This is a genomic window from Streptomyces sp. NPDC088197, assembly GCF_044741185.1.
Lineage (GTDB): Bacteria > Actinomycetota > Actinomycetes > Streptomycetales > Streptomycetaceae > Actinacidiphila.
In genome coordinates this window covers 434,560-454,086 of sequence record NZ_JBIUSD010000002.1, presented here as the reverse complement: position 1 = coordinate 454,086, position 19,527 = coordinate 434,560, and the positions used below count along the sequence as shown (strand labels likewise).

The window sequence follows — 19,527 nt, the reverse complement described above, 5'->3', positions numbered from 1 at the left end:
GCGCCGCGCGGCGGACGGGCGGCACCTGTAGAGTCCGGGTGCATGGCTCAGATCATCGAAGGGGTCTCGCGCACCTTCAACGAGTTCCTGCTGCTGCCCAACCGGACGCGGACGGACTGTTCGCCGGAGGCGGTGGACCTGCGGACGCCCCTGGTCCGGCACGCGCGGGACGAGCCGTCGCCGATCGAGCTGCGGACCCCGTTCACATCCGCGATCATGCAGTCGGTGAGCTCTCCTGAGCTGGCCATCGCGCTCGCGCGCGACGGCGGCCTGAGCTTCCTGCACCACAACCGGCCGGTGGCCGACCAGGTCGCGGACGTCCGCGCGGTGAAGAACTTCAAGGCCGGATTCGTGGTCAGCGACACCAACGTACGGCCGCAGGACCCGCTGGGCCGCCTGCGGGAGCTGATGCGGACCACCGGTCACAGCACGGCCGCCGTCACCCACGACGGCACCGGCACCGGGCGGCTGCTGGGCCTGGTGACCTCCCGCGACTTCCACCCGCAGCGCCACCGGTCCGACGAGCCGGTCTCCAGCCGGATGGTCCCGGTCGACGTCCTCGCCTGCGCGACCGACGACATCACCTTGTCGCAGGCCAACTCCCGGCTGTGGGACGAGCGTCTGGACTGCCTGCCGGTGGTCGACGCCGAGGGTTTCCTGCGCTACCTGGTCTTCCGCTCCGACTACTCGGACAACAAGCGCTTCCCCCACCAACTGGTCGACCAGGACAAGAGGTTGCGGGTCGGCGCGGGCGTCAACACGCACGACTACCGCGAGCGCGTCCCGCGACTGGCCGAGGCCGGGGCCGACGTGCTCTGCTTCGACTCCTCCGACGGCTTCAGCGACTGGCAGGCCCAGGCGATCGCGTGGTCGAAGGAGCACTTCCCGCGGATCCCGGTCGGCGGCGGCAACGTCGTGGACGGCGAGGGCTTCCGCTTCCTCGCCGAGGCGGGCGCCGACTTCGTCAAGGTCGGCGTCGGCGGCGGTTCCATCTGCATCACCCGCGACCAGAAGGGCATCGGCCGCGGCCAGGCCAGCGCCGTCCTCGACGTCGCCGCGGCCCGCGACGCCTTCGCCGAGCGGACCGGCCAGTACGTGCCGATCTGCTCCGACGGCGGCCTGGTGCACGACTACCACATGTCCCTGGCCCTCGCGATGGGCGCCGACTTCGTCATGATGGGCCGCTACTTCGCCCGCTTCGACCAGGCGCCCGGCGCCAAGCTCCCCACCCGCGACGGCTTCGTCAAGGAGTACTGGGGCGAGGGCTCCAGCCGCGCCCGCAACTGGCAGCGCTACGAACAGGGCGGCCAGGGCCTGGTCTTCGAAGAGGGCGTGGACGGTTACGTCCCCTACGCGGGCGACCTCAGCGAAGGTCTCGCCGTCACCGTCGCCAAGATGAAGGCCACCATGGTCTCCTGCGGCGCCCTGACCGTCCGCGACTTCCAGGCCACCGCCCGCCTCACCGTCGTCTCCGAACAGAGCTTCCAGGAAAGCCACGCCACGGTCGCCCTCCGCGACCCCACCGACTCCTTCGACCGCGCCTGACGGTCAGTCGCCCGCTGCGGGCGACACCGGCTCGGCCGGTTCCTCGGCTTCCGCCGCCTCGACGGGCGTCAGGACCGCCGCCGGGTCGGGGAGGTGGGGGAGGACTTCGGTGGTGTAGCTCTCGACCGTGGCGTCGAGGCCCACGTCGCGCTGGGCGCGCTCGGAGAGGTACCAGCGGTGTTCGAGGAGTTCGTGGTAGACCTGCGCCGGGTCGACGCGGGCGCGCAGGTCCTGGGGGACGGAGCGGACGGCGGGGCGGAAGACGTCGCGCAGCCAGCGGTGGGCGAGGACTTCGGGGCGGGCGGCGGGCAGGCCGTCGGCGGGGGCGTGGTCGTCCTGGGTGGCCATCCAGGACTCCAGGTCGTTGAGGAGGCTGCGGGCCTGGTTCTCCTCGGTGTCGAGGCCGGTCAGGCGCAGGAGTTGGCGCTGGTGGTGGCCCGCGTCGACGACCTTGGGCAGGAAGGTCACGGTGTCGCCCCCGGGTGAGCGCTCGATCTGCATCTCGGCGACGTCGAAGCCGAGGTCGTTCAGGCGGCGGATTCTGCGGTCGATGTAGTGCCGCTTGCTGGCCGGGTAGACGGACTCGCGGGTCAGCTCGTGCCACAGGTCGGCGTAGCGGCGGACGATCGCCTCGCCGAACGGGACCGGGTCGACCGAGGGGTGCAGGGAGCCGCCCGCTTCGAGGTCCATCAGCTCGCCCGCGATGTTCACCCGGGCCAGCTCGATGTCGTACTCCCGCTGCCCGCGCGTGAGTTCGGGCTGGATCTGCCCCGTCTCGGCGTCCACCAGGTAGGCGGCGTACGCGCCCGCGTCACGGCGGAAGAGCGTGTTGGACAGCGAACAGTCGCCCCAGGCGAAACCGACCAGGTGGAGCCGTACGAGGAGGACGGCGAGCGCGTCCAGCAGGCGGTTGACGGTGTCGGGGCGCATCGTCGTCTCGAACATCGAGCGGTACGGCAGCGAGCCGTTCAGGTGCCGGGTGATGAGCGCGGGCTCCAGCGGGGTGCCGTCGGCGGCGGCCCGGCCGGTCACCACCGCGATCGGGTCCACGGCCGGTATCGCGAGCCGGTCGAGGTCGCGCAGCAGCCCGTACTCGCGCACGGCCGCCCACTCGCTGACCTCCTTGATCGCCACGACCTCGTCCCCGGCCCGCGCGAAGCGCACGACGTGCCGGGAGATGCCGCGCGGCAGCGCGACCAGTGAGGTGTCCGGCCACTCCTCCAGCGGCAGGTTCCACTCCAGGTCGAGCAGCGCCGACGGGTGCTCCGCGTCGGTGGCGGTGATCTGCAACGGCATGCTGTGCGCCTCTCGCTTCCTTGTCCGGTCCGGCCGTCCCCGATGCTGCCATGCCTCGCCGGGGAGGCGGTGGCGCCCACCGGGCCATACTCGGTATACATACTCAGTATGCATACCGAGTATGGTCTTTCCCGGCCGACCCGCTGTCCCCGCCGCTTCCGGGGAAGGCGTCCGCTATGAGTGACGTGTCGGTCGTTCAGCCCGCGGTGCTGCCGCGGCCCACGCAGCGGACAGGGCAGATACGGCCGGCCCCACGACGCAGGCGCTGGCCGGTCCCGGCGGTGGCGGTCGCCTGCGCGGCGCCGCTGTACGCGCTCTGGGCGTGGCTGCTGGCCACGGGCGGCGGCGACCTCGCGGCCCAGGTCGCGTGGGCCGGTTTCGCGGGGCGGCATCCGGGCACGCCGTACAACCTCGCCTGGTACGGCGGCATGCACACGATGGACTACAGCGTGCTCACCCCGCCGCTGATGGCGTACGCCGGGGTCCGGGCCGTCTCGGTCGCGGCCGGTCTGGCGGCGACGTGGGCGATGGCCGTGCTCTTCGTCCGCTCCGGCGTGCGGCGGCCGATGGTCCCGGCGCTGCTGGGCGCCGTGTGCCAGTGGTGCGACGTGGCCTCGGGGCGTACGACCTTCGCGGTCGGCGCGGCCTTCGGGCTGCTGGCGCTGTGCCGGGTGCGACGGGCGCCGGACCGCTGGGCGGGCACCGCGGTCCTCGCGGCGCTCACGGCGATGTCCAGCCCGGTCGCCGCCCTCTTCCTGTGGGTCGCGGGCGCGGGCCTGCTGGCGGCGGGCCGCCGCGCCGCCGCGCTCGCCCTGGCGGCGCCGCCGGTGCTGGTGCTGGGCGCGGTGTACGTGCTCTTCCCCTTCCAGGGCGAGCAGTTGATGAGCGCCGACGCGGCGGTCTGCCCGCTGGTGACCTCCCTGGCGCTGGCCCTGGCCGCGCCGCGGTCCTGGCGCACGGTCCGGGCGGGCGCGGTCGCGTACGCGCTCGGCACGGCGCTCACCGCCTGCGTGGCCTCGCCCGTCGGCACCAACGTCGAGCGGCTGGCCGGGATCGCCGGACTGCCGCTGCTGGCCGCCGCGCTGATGGAACGCGTGGCCCGACGCCCGCGCGGCGGCTCGTACGTGCGCCTGGACCGGGGCCCGACCCGTACGGCCGCCCGCGCCCCCGTGCTCGGCGCGGTCCTCGTCGTCGTGCTGACCGGCGCGCTCGGTCACAACGGCTACGCGCTGGCCGCCAAGACCGGCAGGGAACTGCGCATGTCCACCGCCGTCCCCGACTGGGCCTCGCACACCGAGGGGGTGACCCGCGCGCTGCGCGGACTGCGCGCCGAGCGGCACCGTATCGAGGTCGTTCCGGCCCGCGATCACCGCGAGTCGACGCTCTTCGCCGACGTCGCCCAGATCGCCCGCGGCTGGAACCGCCAACTCGACGTGAAGAGGGACCCGTTGTTCTACGGCGGGACGCTGCCGGACGGGACGCTTCCGGCCGCCGCCTACCGCCGCTGGCTCGACGACTGGGCGGTGGCGTATGTCGTGCTGCCCCACGGCGACGTGGGCGGTCCCGGCGCGGCGGAGGCCGCGCTGCTCGCGCCCGCCGCCCGCCCCGACTGGCTGCGGCCGGTCTGGCGGGACCCGTACTGGACGGTCTTCGCGGTGGAGCGCCCGGTGCCGCTGGCCTCGGCGCCCGCGCGCGTGCTGCGGGCGGGTGAGGCCGACGTGACGGTCCGGCTGCCGAAGGCCGGGAGCACCGTCGTCCGCGTCGCCTGGTCGCCCTGGTTCCGGGTGACCGGCGGATGCGTGAGCCGCGCGGGCCGCTGGACGCGGATCACCGCGCCGTCCGCCGGCGACTACCGCCTATACAGCATATACAGTCGCGCTAAAAGGAGTTGCGGATAAAAAAGACGCTGTCTTTGCGAACCCGCGCGCATATGCCGACAGCCGACGGACATCTTCGTGCGGGTGCGCGCGGGCATGTGTAGGGTATACGTTGTACACATGCTCAACCATGCCCCATGGGGCAATTGACGGCACCGGCACCGACCGCGATCATCGGCCAGCACCCTGGATCGGCCTGTCCGCCGACGCGGGGCGCCTCGGCAGCGGTGCTTCCACCACGGCATGGTCACCATCCATAGTCAGCAGCCAGATTCGCCGGATACGGCGACTTTCCACACTCTGGAGTCGGCATGACCGAAACGCCCCACCCCCCCGCTGCTTTAAGGTGGTGGACCCTGGCAGTGGTATCCGTCGGCACATTCATGCTGATGCTGGACCTGAGTGTGGTCTCGGTCGCCCTGCCCGGCATTCATGATTCACTGCACGCCAGCTTCAGCGGTATGCAGTGGGTGTTCGACGCGTATGCGCTGACGCTCGCGGCTTTCCTCGTGACCGCCGGATCGGTGGCGGACAGGACCGGCCGCAAGCGGCTCTTCCTGATCGGCCTGATCATCTTCACCGCGGCTTCCCTCGCCTGCGGACTGGCCGGGGATATCGGGGTATTGAATGTCAGCCGCGGAGTCCAGGGTGTCGGCGCGGCCATCATGTTCGCCGTGGGCCCCGCTCTGCTCGGTCATGAGTTCCGCGGCAAGGAACGCGCCACCGCGTTCAGCGCGTTCGGCGCCGCGGTGGGTCTCGCCGTCGCCACGGGACCGCTGATCGGCGGCGCGCTGACCAATGGCCCCGGCTGGCGCTGGATCTTCTATCTGAATGTGCCGGTCGGCCTGATCACCGTCCTGATCGCGATGCGCCAGGTCCGTGAATCGCGGCTGCCCAGCGCCGCCGCCCCCGACTTCGTCGGCATGGTCTCCTTCACGCTCTCGCTGGCCGCCCTGGTGCTGGCCATCATCCGCGGCAACACCGACGGCTGGTTCTCCGGCAGCAACATCGCGCTGTACGCGGTGGCCGCGGTGTGCCTGGCGGTCTTCCTCGCGGTCGCGCGCTCCCGCGGCGAGCAGGCGATGTTCGACACCCAGCTCTTCCGCAACCGCACCTTCCTCGGCCTGTCCGCGACGACCTTCCTGGCCAACGCCGCGGGTCTGCCGCCGATCTTCCTGGTCACGACGTATTTGCAGAGCGTCGAGGGCGCTTCCGCCTGGTCCGCCGGCCTGCGCTTCCTGCCGCTGACGCTGGCGATGTTCTTCTTCGGCGCGCTGGCCGGCGGGCTCACCGGCAAGGTGCCCTTCCGGGTCATCATGGCCACCTCCCAATTCGCCCTGGGCATCGGCCTGTTGCTCATCCACCTCAGCGGCGCGGGCGACAGTTGGACCTCGCTCATCCCCGCCCTGGTGGTCATCGGCCTGGCCTTCGGCCTGTTCAACCCGACCCGCGCGGCGCTCGCCATCGGTGTCGCGGAGCCGGCCAAGGCCGGTGTCGCCTCCGGTATCAGCGAGACGTTCCAGCAGGTGGGAACGGCTCTGGGCATCGCGGTCGCGGGCGCGTTCTTCGAGAACCACGTCACCAGCGCCTTCAAGGCGTCCGACGCCGCGGCCACGCTCACCAGCACCCAGAGCGACAAGATCGCCAACGGGATCAGCGCGGGCAGCATCGACGAGGCCGCGCACTCGGCGGGCCCCGGCCTGGCCGACAAGGTGCTGGCCGCCGGGCGCGACGCGTTCACCACCGGCTTCCACGACGCCATGACCCTGTGCGCCGTGTTCGCCTTCGTCGCCGCGGTGATCGCCGCGCTGACGCTGCGCCACAAGGACCTGCACGAGAGCGCGTTGACCGGCATCCTGCCCGAGCTGCCCGAAGAGGGCGAGGAGTCCGTCCGCGAGACGGCGCCGGCCGGACAGCGCTGACGGAACCCGCCGGGCGGCACTGACCCGGCTCAGGAGGACCGCGCCGGGCGGCACTGACCCGGCTCAGGAGAACCGCCCGCGGCGCCGTACGACAGGCGTCCGCACGGCGAGCGTGACAGTGGCGGCGGGCCCGCGGAAGCGGCCCGCCGCCACTGTCGTTGTCGCCGGGCTTCACAGGAATTCACTTTGACCGATCTGGTCAGTAATGCGACGGCGTCCCGGTGACCAGCCCATTGTGTCTCCCGCAGGGAAAATGCGCTGGTCACCGGGATGAGTTCCGGTCATCGGGACGCGTTCCAGTATGGTATTGCCATCGGAACTGCCGGACGCTAGGCTGTCAAACAATTCCAGTACTGATACGGGGGTATGCGAGTGCTGGCACGAGAATATTCGAGGTCCGACACCTGGTCGGCCTCTCATGCACGGTTGATCGACCCCGCACCACCAGGCCGTACGGCCGGTGACGTCCGGACATCCCGTCCCTCCGTGCCTTCGGGCACGAATCCACGGGAACAGCAATCCGTGATCTCGCACAACTCGTGACTTCGGCTGGAGCCTGACGCGCCGCCGAGGCACTGAGTAATCGTTGTGCCGAGGCACGACTCCACCGCGCTTCACCGTTCCTCTCGCCGAGATTTTTCGCACCCAAAAGCCCAATGCCTGACTTTGTCATGCCGGAAATCAATTCCCCACGAGGGTGCCGGCCCGGTCAGGCATGCGCAGGTCCGTACGAGTGTCACTGCATTTCGTCAGCAACCACGCTCTTAAGGGGACGCAAGGTATGAAGCCGCTCGGCTTAATCGACCGTGTCGATCTTCCGGTCGATAAGATTCCCACCCGTTGGTACAACGTCATCCCGGATCTGCCCCGCTTGCCCGAGGAGTACATCGACAACTCCACCGGCAAGAAGGTCACGCGGGAGTGGCTGGAGCGGCTGTTCGTCAAGTCGATGGCCGCGCAGGAGACCTCGCTGGAGCGCTGGATCACGATCCCCGAGCCGGTACGCGAGGCGTACAAGCTCTGGCGGCCGACCCCGCTGATCCGCGCCGTCGCGCTGGAGCGGGAACTGGGCACTCCGGCCCAGATCTGGTTCAAGTACGAGGCCACCTCGCCCAGCGGCAGCCACAAGCTCAACTCCGCCCTCGCCCAGGCGTACTACGCCAAGCGCGACGGCCACACCCGGCTGGTCACCGACACCGGCGCCGGCCAGTGGGGCAGCGCCCTGGCCATCGCCTGCCAGATCTTCGGCCTCGACCTCACGGTCTTCATGGTGCGGGCGAGCTACCACACCAAGCCGTACCGCCGGAATCTGATGGAGACCTACGGCGCCGAGGTGCGGCCGAGCCCCGGCGACACCACGGACTACGGCCGCAAGCTCCTCGCGGAGTACCCCGACCACCCCGGCAGCGAGGCCACCGCGGTCAGCGAGGCGCTGGAGTGCGTCGACGCCGACGAGGGCACCCGCTTCGCGGTCGGCGCCTTCTCCAACCACTGCCTGCTGCACCACTCGGTGATCGGCCTGGAGCTGAAGGAACAGCTCAGGATGATCGGCCGGACCCCCGACTACCTGATCGCCTCGGTCGGTTGCGGGTCCAACCTCAGCGGCTTCGCCTCGCCCTTCGTCGAGGACAAGCTCAACGGCGCCGACATCACCATCCTGGCCGCCGAGCCGGAGGCGTGCGCGCCGCTGACCTACGGCGAGTACCGGCTGGACTTCGCCGACTCCAACGGCCGCGGCCCCGGTGTGCACACCTACACCCTCGGCCACGAGTTCGTGCCGCCGCCCATCCACGCGGGCGGCCTGCGCTACCACGGTTGCGCCCCGATCGTGGGTCTCATGCGGCACGAGGGGCTGCTCGACGCCGAGGCGTACGGGCAGGTGTCCGTCTTCGACGCGGGCACCACGTTCGCGAAGCTCCAGGGCTACCTCCCGGCCCCCGAGACCTCGCACGCCATCCGGGCCGTCATCGACAAGGCCCTGGAGTGCAAGCGGACCGGGCGCGAGGCCACCATCGTGTTCAACTACAGCGGCCACGGCCTGCTGGACCTGGGCGCGTACGGCCGGTACAACGAGGGCCTGCTGCGCGACGTCGAGAAGGAAGACTTCGTCGCCCCCAGCATGGAGGGCCTCCAGGCATGAGGTCCTACCCTCAGTACATCGACGGCAAGGACGTCGAGGGTGCTCGATGGACGTACGTCCTGCGCGCCTCGGCGTACCTGAAGGAGAACCGCCCGACGTTCAACCTCAAGCGGGCGCTGGAACTCGGGCGGCCCGTGGAGTCGACCGAGGCCGTGGTGGCCCGGTGCGCGGTGGGCGCCCCCGAGGACAACGACCGGGCGCTGGAAGCGGCCCGCAGGGCGAGCCGGACCTTCCGGCTCCTCCCGCAGGAGACCCGCAGCCAGATCGTCCTGGAGTTCAACGAGACGCTGGCCGAACGGTCAGAGGAACTCATCGACATCCTGATCGCCGAGGGGCACCCGCGCCGGCTCGCCCAGTGGGAAGTCAGCGGCATGCTGCGCTGCTGCGACGAGCCGACGGTCCGCTGGTACGAGAGCCAGCTCCACCAGGAGTTCGCGCCGCAGGGCCGCACGCTGGAACTGGTGCGCAAGCCCGACGGCGTGGTGTGCGTCAACCCCCCGCAGAACGCGGCGGGTTCGAACTCCACGCTGGGCGTGCTCGCCCTCCTGGCGGGCAACACGCTGGTGGTGAAGGCGCCGCGCACCACGCCGCTGAGCGTGATGTTCGTCTACCGCGACATCCTCGCGCCGATCCTGGAGAAGCACGGCGCCCCTCCGGGGACGCTCAATGTGATCTGCGGTCACACCGAGGCCGTGCTGCGGACCTGGCTCGCCAGCCCGCTGGTGGACGACATCCTGTTCTTCGGCGACAGCGCCGCGGGCCTCAAGCTCGGCGAGGACTGTCTGCGCAACGGCAAGAAGGCGATCCTGGAACTCGCGGGCAACGACGGCTTCGTGGTCTGGAAGGACGCGGATCTCGAAGCCGCCGCGCGGGCCCTGGAGGAGTCGTTCTACGGCTCCAGCCAGATCTGCATGGTGCCGAAGTACGCGATCGTGCACCCCGAGGTCGCCGACCGCTTCCTCGAGGTGTTCGTGGAGCGCGCCAAGGCCATCGTGCCCGGCTACCCGGAGAACCCGGAGATCCTGCTCAGCCCGGTACTGAAGGTCGACGGCTTCTTCGACTTCCTGTCCGAGGCCGAGACCAAGGGCGCGTCCGTGCTCTGCGGCGGCACGCGCGTGGACGTCGACGGCGAGACATCGAGCACCGGGATGTTCTGCCTGCCGACGGTGGTCAGGGTCGACGGACTCACCGAGTCGCGGGACCTGTCCTGCGTACGCGAGGAGACCTTCTTCCCGCTGCTGCCGGTCGTGGTGCCCGAGGCGACCACGGACGACGACGCGCTGCTGGAAGACATCATCGACTTCCTCAACGCCAACAAGTACGGGCTGCGCAACTCGGTGTGGACCGGCGACGAGCAGACCGCTCACCGGTTCGCCGACGGCGTGACCAACGGCGGCCTGCTGAAGGTCAACGACTCGCACATCGGGTTCAACTCCATCCTCTCCACCCACGGTGGCAACGGCCTCACCGGCGGACCGTACGGAGAGCTGAACTACGCGGGACTGCGCACCACGCACCTCCAGGGCATTTCGTGGGGTGACGGTGATCCGCGTCCGCTGGACTCGCAGATCGTCCCGGCCGGCGAAAGGGCGCGGAGCTAAGACCATGACGACCAAGGGCCTGGCCGGGAGCGAAATCCGGCGAAACCGTACGGACGCCGAGCACTTCGACGTCATCATCGTGGGCGCCCGCTGTGCCGGGTCGCCGCTCGCCACGCTGCTCTCGCGCGCGGGCCTGAAGGTCGTCGTGGTCGAGCAGGCGACGTTCCCCCGTGAGGTGCTCTCCTCGCACCTCATGGAGGCCGACGGACTCCTGTTCCTCAAACGCCTCGGTGTGCTCGACTCCGTCGAGAAGACCGGTGTGCGTTTCATGCGCCGCGCCGACACCAAGCTCAACGACTTCCACGTCGTCTCGCAGTTCCCGCTGCGTTTCGACGACGTGGGCGGCGCGACCTTCCTGCGTCGGCACCTGCTCGACTCGATCCTCCACGAGGCCGCGGTCGAGGCCGGTGCCGACGTCAGGATGGGCACCAAGGTCGTCGAGATGATCTGGGAGCGCGGCCGGGTGGCCGGTGTGCGCGCCCAGCACGACGGCAAGGAGACGGTGCTGCGCGCGCCGCTCGTCGTGGGCGCGGACGGCCGCAACTCGACGGTCGCGTACATGGTCGGCTCGCGCAAATACAACGTTGTACCCAACGAACGCTCCTACTACTTCACCTTCTTCGAGGGCGCCCACCCGTCCTCCGACGACACCTTCGTCTTCCACCGCTGGGGCGACCGGATGGTGTGGGCGGGCCCCGCGGACAACGGCCTGTACCTGGTCGGCGTCTCTCCCGAGGGACACGAACGCGAGTACTTCCGCCGCAACACCGAAGCGGGCCTGCTGGCCCACATGCGGTCCTGCGAACCGACCGCGGAGGCGCTGGCCGACGCGAAGATCGCCACCAAGATCTCCGGGATCGTCAAATTCGAGGGCTACTTCCGGCAGTCCTCCGGACCCGGCTGGGTGCTGGTCGGCGACGCGGGCCACTTCAAGGACCCCTCCGCCGGCCGCGGCATCGGCGACGCCTTCCGCCAGGTGGAGCGCCTCGCGCCCGCCATCGTCGCCGCCCTCGGCCGCTCGGGCCCCGGTGTGTCGGCGCTCGGCCAGGACGAGACGCTGCGGCTGTGGACGCAGTGGCGCGACCGCCGCTTCGAGGGCCACTACTGGCTCGCGAACATCCTCGGCGAGGCGGGCGCGCTGCCCGCCGCCGTCCCCGAGGCGCTCAAGGGCATGGCCGAGCGCGGCGAGATCGGCCGCTTCCTCGACCTCTACCACCACCGCTCGAAGTACTACGAGGTCTTCCCGCTGACCGACATGGCCGTGATCACCGGACGGATGATGCTGTCCGGCAAGCACAAGCGGCTGCCGCTGGTGCGGGAGACCGTCAAGCTGCTGGCCCGCGAGCCGCGCCGCCGGTGGATCAACCGCCACCCGCAGTTGGTGTCCTCCGACGTCACCGCGGCCCCGCCGGTACGCGTACGGCCCGTCCCGTCCGCCGCCGCCGACCCGCTCCCGGCCCCGGCCCCGCAGAACGGCTCCAACGGCTCCGCCGGCGCGAACGGGACCACCGGCTCCAACGGGACCACCGGCTCCGTAGTGAAAGACGCCGATCAGAAGAACGCGGAGGTCTGAACGTGCTGCATGTGACAGACGAGCCCAGCGCGGAAGCCGATGTCATCGTCGTCGGCGCGGGCCTGGCGGGACTGACGGCGACCCGCGAGCTGAAAGAGGCCGGGTGGACCGTCAAGACGCTCGAAGCGCGCGAGCGCGTCGGCGGACGGCTCAAGGGCCTCGACGTGGGCGGCGGCAAGGCGGTCGACCTGGGCGGCGAGTACTTCGGCGACAAGAGCACGATGATCGCCGAGACCGCCGAGTCCGTCGGCGTGACCGGCTTTCGCAGCTACGACGAGGGCGAACGCCTCACCTTCGTCAACGGCCGCCGCCACGCGTACTCCGGCCTGTTCCCCTGGCGGATGGGCCCGGCCGCCATCGCCGACCTCGGCCAGGCGATCCTGAAGATCGAGCGCATGGCGCGCACGGTCCCGCCCGACGGCCCGTGGAACGCGCCGAACGCCGAGAAGCTGGACAGCCAGACCCTCTGGTCGTGGATGCAGCGCAACGTCACCACCTCCACCGCGCGGGCCTTCATCACCATGATGATCGAGGCCGCCTTCTGCGCCCGCCCGGCCGACCTGTCGCTGATGCACGTGCTCTACTACGCCAACGCCTCCGGCGGCTTCCGCTACCTGCTGGAGGTCAGCGGCGGCATCCAGCGCTACCGCTTCGACGGCGGCGCGCACAGCATCCCGAAGAAGATGGCCGCGCGGATGCCCGACGAGGTACGCGTCGGCGCCGCCGTCCGCACCATCGAGCAGCGCTCCGACTCCGTCGTGGTCTCGGGCCCCGGCTTCGAGTACCGCGGCCGGTGGGTCGTCGTCGCCATCCCGGTCACGCTCGCCGGACGCATCACCTACGCGCCCTCGCTGCCCGGCTACCGCGACCAGTTCGCGCAGCGGATGCCCGCGGGCGCCGCCATGAAGTGCCTGGCGGTCTACGACGAGCCGTTCTGGCGCGCCGCCGGGCTCAGCGGCCAGATCACCAGCAGCGACGGCCCGTTCCGGGTCGCCTTCGACACCTCGCCCGCCGACGGCAGCCCCGGCGTGATGTCGGCCTTCGTCACCGGCTCCGCCGCCCGCGCGCTGACCCGCCTGTCGCCATCCGAGCGGCGTACCGCCGTACTCGACGGACTGGTCGCCGGGCTCGGCGCGAAGGCGGGCAAGCCCCGCGAATTCGTCGAACAGAACTGGCTGGACGAGGAGTTCACCCGCGGCTGCTACCACGGCTTCGGCCCGCCCGGACTGTACACGGCGTACGGCAAGGCGCTGCGCGAGCCGATCGGCCGGATCCACTGGGCGGGCACCGAGAGCGGTGTCCACCAGATGGGTTCGATGGGCGGCGCCGTCGACTCCGGCCGCCGGGTGGCCCGCGAGCTGTTCGCGCGGGCGGCGGAGGAGCGCGGCGAGGAGCGCAAGCCGGACACCACGATCAGCGGCGCGGTGAGCCATGGCCAGTAGACCCAGACGCGCCGCCGCCCGGCCGCCGCTGCTCATCGTGGGCGGTTACGGAGTGGTGGGCGAGCACGCGGCGCGGCTGATCCGGCAGCGCCACCCCGACCTGCCGATCGTGCTGGCGGGCCGCAACCCCGAACGGGCGACGGCGCTGGCCGCGCGGATCGGCGCGAGCACCGCCGTCATCGACGTACGCGCCGAACGCCCGCTGGGGGCGCTGCCCGAGCGGCCCGCGGCCGTCCTCGCCGTGGTCAGCGACCCCGGCGACCACCTCATCGTGGACGCCATGCGCCGGGGCATCCCGATCGCGGACATCAACCGCGCGGGCCACGCCGGGATTCTCGACGTCACCGTCGCGGTCTCGCGTGAACGGCCCACGTCCCCCGTGCTGTTGTCGGGCGCCTGGTACGCCGGGCTCAACGCGCTGATGGCCGCCGCGGCCGTCCGCGAACTCGGCCAGGCCGAGCGGGTGGAGATCGCGGTGCTGTCCTCGTCCGACGACAAGGTCGGCCCCGACTCCTGGGGCTTCGCCGAACGGCTGGCCTGGCCGTACTACGCGATGCGCGACGGCAGGCGGCAGCCCACGCACCCGCTGACCGGCCGCCGCCTGGTGCGCTGCGCCGACGGCAACGAGCGGCCCGCCGCGTATGTGAGCACGCTGGAGCAGACCACCGTGCCGCTCACCCTCGGCGTGCCGACGGTCGAGACCCGCATCGCGCTCCAGAGCGTGCCGTCGCTGTACGCGATGATCGGGCTGAAGCGGTCGGGCGCGCTGCGGGCGCTGACCAAGCCGCCGCTGCACGGGGTGCGCGCGGCGCTCTTCCAGAGCGCGGGCACCGGCGACTTCTGCGGGCTCACCGTCACCGCGCACAGCGCGAACCGCTCGGTCTCCATCGATCTGCTCGACACCCGCGGCCAGGGCCACCTCAGCGCGATGGGCGCGGTCCGCGCGGCCGAGCGCGTGCTGAGCCGGGACCTGCCGGCCGGGATCTCGTTCCCCGAGCAGTCCGCGGAACCCGAGACGGACATCGAGATGTTGCGGCAGGCCGGAGTCGTCGTCCGGCTCACCGGCTTCGCCAAGGAATTCCCACCGACACCGGCTCCCAGTGCCACGACGTGATGTCGATGGCCGAGGCGCGAGAGGAACTCGCATCACTATGAACAAGAGCGATACGCCGGCTGTTCTGCTCAGCACCCTGCGTACGGTCGGCGCGGCGGCGTTCCTGGCGCCCGCCATCGGGGCGAAGAAGCTGCACATCAACGAGGACGCCGACGGCGAGTACCTGGTCCGGCTGTTCGCCGCCCGTAACATCGCCCTGATCGTGGGCGTCCTGGCCAGCAGGGGCGAGACCCGCAGGCTGCTGCTCAAGGCCGGCATCCTCTGCGACGGCCTCGACGTCGCGGCCGGAATCCTCGGCCACCGCAAGGGCCGGCTGAAGAAGTCCACGGTGGTCGACACCGGCGCCGCGGCCACCGCGACCCTGCTCGGCCTGCTGGCGCTGGCGAGCACCGAGCGCGCGGGGGAGTCCTGATGACCACCACGCACGAGCCGGTGGCCGATGCCGCGTCCGCGCCCGAGGACCGCAGGGACAAGGTCTGCGTCATCGGCGCGGGCTCCGCGGGCATCGCGATGTGCCGCTCGCTGAAGATCCGCGACATCGCCTTCGACGCGTACGAGCGGCGCTCGGAACTCGGCGGCCTGTGGCGGTATCCCGCGCAGGGCGGCAAGAGCTGCGCGTACCCGGCGCTGTTCGCCAACACCTCCAAGACCGTCATGCAGTTCCCGAGCTTCCCGATGCCGGACGACTACCCGGACTACCCCCACCACACCCAGGTGGCGCGGTACTTCGACTCCTACGTCGACCACTACGGGCTGCGCGAGCACATCCAACTGGACACCGAGGTCAGCCGGGTCGAGCAGGCGGCGGGCGGCGGCTGGGCGGTGACCTTCGGCGACGGCACGACGCATCTGTACCGCGCGGTGATGGTCGCCTCCGGCGGGCGGCACGGGCTGCCGCTCTTCGGCTCGTACGAGGGCAAGTTCACCGGCACCGAGATGCACTCCTACGACTACGAGGGTCCGGCGGACCTCGCGGGCAAGAAGGTCGTGATCATCGGTCTCGGCGCCACCTCCGCCGACATCGCCACCGAGGTGTCGCGGGTCGCGGAGGCCACGTACCTGTCGGTGCGCACCGGCCACTACGTCGTCCCGAAGATCCTCGAAGGCGGCCCGATCGACAAGCTGTCGCCGATGATGAAGAAGCTCTCGGTCGAACAGCGGCGCCCGCTGGTGACGTTGATGATCAAGCTGGTGCACGGCCACATGTCGGCGTACGGGCTGCCCGACCCGCCGTACAAGGTCGGGCAGGGGCCGCTGGTCGCCAGCAGCGAGCTGCTGCCCGCCATCGCGCACGGCAGGATCACCGCCAAGCCGGTGATCGACACGGTCGACGGCCGTACCGTTCGCTTCTCGGACGGCACCGAGACCGAGGCCGATGTGATCATCCACTGCACCGGCTACAAGATCGACTACCCCTTCCTCGACGACACGCTCGTCGGCGACGGCGAGGACGCGCCCGCGCTCTACCACCAGGTGGTGCCGCCGGAGACCGAGGGCCTGTACTTCATCGGCCTGCTGCACTCGATGATGTCGCTGATGCCGCTGGCCGAGTTCCAGTCGGAGTGGGTCGGCGACCTGCTGACCGAGACCGTCAGCCTCCCCTCGCGCGCGCAGATGTGGTCGGAGCTGAGGAACGCCCGCCGCCGCCAGGACAAGCGGTTCCACGACTCGTCCGGCCATCTGCTGGTCGACCCCAACGAATACGAACGGCTCATGGCGGACGAGCGCCGCAAGTACGCAACCACCGATCGCACGGGTGTCGGCACGGCAACCCGCAGGAAGGGATGAGTCGTATGGTTTCGATCGCTGGCGACCGGACACGGTCCAAGATCCCGCTCTCCGCCCGGCGTCTGGACGCGGCCAAGATGCTCAAGGCCCAGTTCAAGCCCGACCGGGTCGCCCTGGTCAAGCCGCTCAACGTCGGCCTGGTCGCCGAGCGCGCGGCCGAGAAGCACGGCCGGGTGCCGATCTACCTCGACCAGCCGTTCACCTGGGACCCCGAGCAGCGCGTCGAACTCGACTTCGTCGAATTCGCCACCCTGGTCGACCAGATGGCCGCCGTCCTGAAGTCCGCGGGCGTCAAGCGCTGGGACCGGGTCGCGATCGTCAAGTCGCCCAACTACGACATCCAGGCGCTGGCCTGGGCGACCGCCAGGATCGGCGCGATCCCCGCGCTGCTGTCGGCCCGCCTGGACCCGGACATCATCAACATCCTGCTGGAGCGCCTCCAGGCGAAATTCCTGGTCACCGACCCCGAGGTCGCCAAGTACGCCCGGCTGGACGGCGAGCGGCTGCGGCACCTGGGCATGACCGCCATCGCCGACATCGACGGCGGCATACCGGTGGCGGACCTGTGGGGCGGCCGGATTCCGGCGCCGAGTCCGCTCAAGGACGACGAGCCGATGCTGATCACCCACACGTCGAGCACCACCGGGGTGTCCAAGCTCGCCGAGGCGTCCGCCAAGGGCGTGTCCTACAACGCCCTGATGGAGTCGATCTTCCCCGGCTTCCACACCCCCGACGAGCTGTTCGCCAGCGCCATCTCGCACGTCCATGTGCGGGCCGCCATCACGCAGATGGCGTCCTTCTCGCGCGGCACCCCGCTGCTGGGCATCGCCAGGCCCGACGAGGAGACGATGCTGCGGCTGCTGCCCCAGTACCGGCCCACGATCCTGGAGTCGCACCCCAACAACTTCATGGGCTGGGAGCGGATCATCGACGATCCGTCGGAGCCGTTCTCCAGCATCCGGCTGTACTTCAACTCCTTCGACGCGATGCACCCGCGCACCATCCAGGCGCTGCTGGACGCGTCCAAGCGCAAGTACCCGGTCTGGCTCCAGTGCTACGGCATGACCGAGACGCAGGTGGTCTCGGTCCGCCCGTACACCCGTGGCTCGTTCGGCCGGCTCAAGGGCCGCGACACCCGCAGCGTCGGCTGGGAGGTGCCCGGCATCCGGGCCAGGATCGCCGACCCGGAGACCGGCAAGCGCCGCTCCGACCAGTCGGAACCGGGCATGATCCAGGTCAAGACCCCGGCCCGCGCGCTGTCGTTCGTGGGCACGCCGGAGAAGTTCGCCGAGCGGCGGCACGGCAAGTGGTTCGACACCGGCGACTGGGGGCGGCGCGGCCGGCTCGGGCAGATCGAGATCCTGGACCGCATCGCGGACCGGATCGAGGGCGTCGAGAGCTGCCTGTGGATCGAGGACGTGCTGCTGGAGCGGATTCCCAACGCCGAGGAGATCGTGGTCGTCCCCGACGAGCAGGGCAAGCCGGTCCCGGTGGTCTGCATGCGCGACGGGAAGTCCCTCGACCCCGAGGTCTGGAAGTCCGCCTCCGCCGGGATCACCGGCCTGGGCGTCCCGTTGGAGGTCACGCCCGACGACCTCCAGCGCACCGCGACCGTCAAGGCCCGGCGCTACCTCCTCACCGAGATGATCAAGAACCGCGACAACGGCGGTCTGGAGGCGGTCAGCCAGGACGTGGTGCTGCGCGACGGCGCGTAACCACGGTCCACGTCACGGCCGGTGCACGGCGGAACCCAGCGCGGATCGACACCCGAACTGTAGGAGAGGGCATTGCACGACATCAGCGAGTACCCATCGATAGAAGCCGATGTGATCGTCGTCGGTGCGGGTTTTGCCGGGATCACGGCCGCGCGCGAACTGAAGATGGCCGGGAAGAGCGTGGCGCTGCTCGAAGCCCGCTCCCGCCTCGGCGGCCGGTCGCTGAGCAAGCCCCTCGGGGACGGCAAGGTCGCCGAACTGGGCTGTGAGTTCTACGGCCAGGCCGGGACGATCAGCCACCGGGCCGCCCAGTCCGTCGGCATCAAGACCGCGAAGGTCTACGACACCGGCTACCGGCTGATCGACGACGGCGGCAAGATGCAGCCCTGGAAGGGCATGGCGCCCAAGGTCAGCGCGGCCACGCTGCTGGACTTCGGCCAGGCGGCGCTGCGCATCGAGCGGATGCGCCGCGAAGTACCGCAGGACGCCCCCTGGGAGGCCCCGCACGCCACCCAGTGGGACAGCGAGACCATGTGGTCCTGGACGCAGCGCAATGTCCGCACCAAGGGCGGCCGGGCCCTGATGCGGCTGATGATCGAGGCGGGCATGGCCGCCGCACCGGCCGACGTCTCCCTGCTGCACGTCCTCAACTACTCCAACGGCACCGGCGGGTTCAGGGCCATGACCCAGATCACCGGCGGCACCCTGGAGAACCGCTTCGTCGGCGGCTCGCACAACCTCGCGACGACCCTGGCGAAGACCGTCGACGACGAGACGTATCTCAACGCCGAGGTCCGCAGCATCCAGCACTCCGGTGAGCACGTCCGGGTGCGCGGCGCCGGATTCGAGGCGGTCGGCCGCTGGGTCGTGATGGCCGTGCCCGTGCCGCTGGCCGGGCGGATCGAGTACGACCCGCCGCTGCCCGAGCACCGCGACCACGTCAGCCAGCGCATGACGATGGGCGCCGCCATCAAGTACCTGGCCCTGTACGACGAGCCGTTCTGGCGCGCCGAGGGCTTCACCGGGCATGTGATCAGCCACTCCAGCCCGGTACGCGCCACGGTCGACAGTTGCCCGCCCGACGGCACGCCCGGCGTCCTCACCGGCTTCGTCACCGGGCCGCCCGCCCGGCAGGTCGCCAAGCTGCCCGCGGGGGAGCGACGCGCCCTGGTCCTGCGGGAGCTGGAGCGCTTCTTCGGGCCGCGCGCGGGCAAGCCGTACGACCTGCTGGAGCAGAACTGGATGGCGGAGCCGTACACCCGCGGCTGCTACCACGCCTACGCCCCGCCCGGTCTGTACACCGAGTACGGTCCCGCGCTCAAGCAGCCGGTCGGCCGGATCCACTGGGCCGGAGCGGAGTCCGTGCCCCACGAGTTCGGGTCGATGTCCGGGGCGATCTACTCCGGCCGCCGCGTCGCCACCGAGATCATCGGGCGCGAGACCGGCGAGGACCCCGGGCGGCTGCTGGTGACCCAGAAGACCGCCGTGCCCGTCGAAGAGCCCACGCGATGAGA

At 70.7% G+C, this 19,527-nt stretch carries 13 protein-coding genes; 12 read left to right on the top strand and 1 reads right to left on the bottom strand.

Annotated elements, in window-relative coordinates:
- Positions 1–42 precede the first annotated feature (42 nt).
- Complete coding sequence (locus ACIOC1_RS06715) at positions 43–1,545, top strand: IMP dehydrogenase (protein WP_355344335.1); 1,503 nt, start codon at positions 43–45, stop codon at positions 1,543–1,545.
- A gap of 3 nt (positions 1,546–1,548) precedes the next feature.
- On the opposite strand, the gene ACIOC1_RS06710 is transcribed toward ACIOC1_RS06715, so the two are convergent.
- Positions 1,549–2,841: a DUF4032 domain-containing protein gene (locus ACIOC1_RS06710; protein ID WP_355344332.1), complete on the bottom strand. Its 1,293-nt coding sequence runs from the start codon at positions 2,839–2,841 to the stop codon at positions 1,549–1,551.
- Between the two features lie 176 nt (positions 2,842–3,017).
- Here ACIOC1_RS06710 and ACIOC1_RS06705 point away from each other — a divergent pair, with 176 nt between their 5' ends.
- From ACIOC1_RS06705 to ACIOC1_RS06655, 11 genes are all read left to right on the top strand, one after another.
- Entirely contained in the window at positions 3,018–4,739 is a 1,722-nt protein-coding gene (locus ACIOC1_RS06705) for a hypothetical protein (RefSeq protein WP_401852389.1), read from the top strand.
- A 368-nt stretch (positions 4,740–5,107) separates the two neighbouring features.
- A complete protein-coding gene (locus tag ACIOC1_RS06700) occupies positions 5,108–6,640 on the top strand; it encodes a DHA2 family efflux MFS transporter permease subunit (RefSeq protein WP_401852387.1) in 1,533 nt (510 codons plus the stop codon).
- A 781-nt stretch (positions 6,641–7,421) separates the two neighbouring features.
- On the top strand, positions 7,422–8,780 hold the full coding sequence (locus ACIOC1_RS06695) for a TrpB-like pyridoxal phosphate-dependent enzyme (RefSeq protein ID WP_188281833.1): 1,359 nt from the start codon (positions 7,422–7,424) through the stop codon (positions 8,778–8,780).
- Positions 8,777–10,381, top strand: a complete 1,605-nt coding sequence (locus ACIOC1_RS06690) for an aldehyde dehydrogenase family protein (protein WP_355344320.1) — start codon at positions 8,777–8,779, stop codon at positions 10,379–10,381. The genes ACIOC1_RS06695 and ACIOC1_RS06690 overlap by 4 nt, the downstream gene beginning before the upstream one ends.
- A gap of 4 nt (positions 10,382–10,385) precedes the next feature.
- A complete protein-coding gene (locus ACIOC1_RS06685; RefSeq protein ID WP_401852383.1) occupies positions 10,386–11,954 on the top strand; it encodes an NAD(P)/FAD-dependent oxidoreductase in 1,569 nt (522 codons plus the stop codon).
- Positions 11,955–11,956: 2 nt separating this feature from the next.
- Positions 11,957–13,396 (top strand): FAD-dependent oxidoreductase, encoded by a 1,440-nt coding sequence (locus tag ACIOC1_RS06680; protein WP_391044483.1) that lies wholly within the window; start codon positions 11,957–11,959, stop codon positions 13,394–13,396.
- A complete protein-coding gene (locus tag ACIOC1_RS06675; protein WP_355344312.1) occupies positions 13,386–14,510 on the top strand; it encodes a hypothetical protein in 1,125 nt (374 codons plus the stop codon). The genes ACIOC1_RS06680 and ACIOC1_RS06675 overlap by 11 nt, the downstream gene beginning before the upstream one ends.
- A gap of 37 nt (positions 14,511–14,547) precedes the next feature.
- Positions 14,548–14,922 carry a hypothetical protein gene (locus ACIOC1_RS06670; RefSeq protein WP_355344310.1) on the top strand — a complete coding sequence of 125 codons (375 nt, stop codon included), beginning with the start codon at positions 14,548–14,550 and terminating at the stop codon, positions 14,920–14,922.
- On the top strand, positions 14,922–16,298 hold the full coding sequence (locus ACIOC1_RS06665) for an NAD(P)-binding domain-containing protein (RefSeq protein WP_391044484.1): 1,377 nt from the start codon (positions 14,922–14,924) through the stop codon (positions 16,296–16,298). The genes ACIOC1_RS06670 and ACIOC1_RS06665 overlap by 1 nt, the downstream gene beginning before the upstream one ends.
- Positions 16,299–16,303: 5 nt before the next feature.
- The gene (locus tag ACIOC1_RS06660) at positions 16,304–18,013 is read left to right on the top strand and encodes a class I adenylate-forming enzyme family protein (RefSeq protein ID WP_355344300.1); all 1,710 of its coding nucleotides are present in this window, start codon (positions 16,304–16,306) and stop codon (positions 18,011–18,013) included.
- 72 nt (positions 18,014–18,085) lie between these two features.
- Complete coding sequence (locus tag ACIOC1_RS06655; protein WP_391044485.1) at positions 18,086–19,525, top strand: FAD-dependent oxidoreductase; 1,440 nt, start codon at positions 18,086–18,088, stop codon at positions 19,523–19,525.
- Positions 19,526–19,527: the final 2 nt, after the last annotated feature.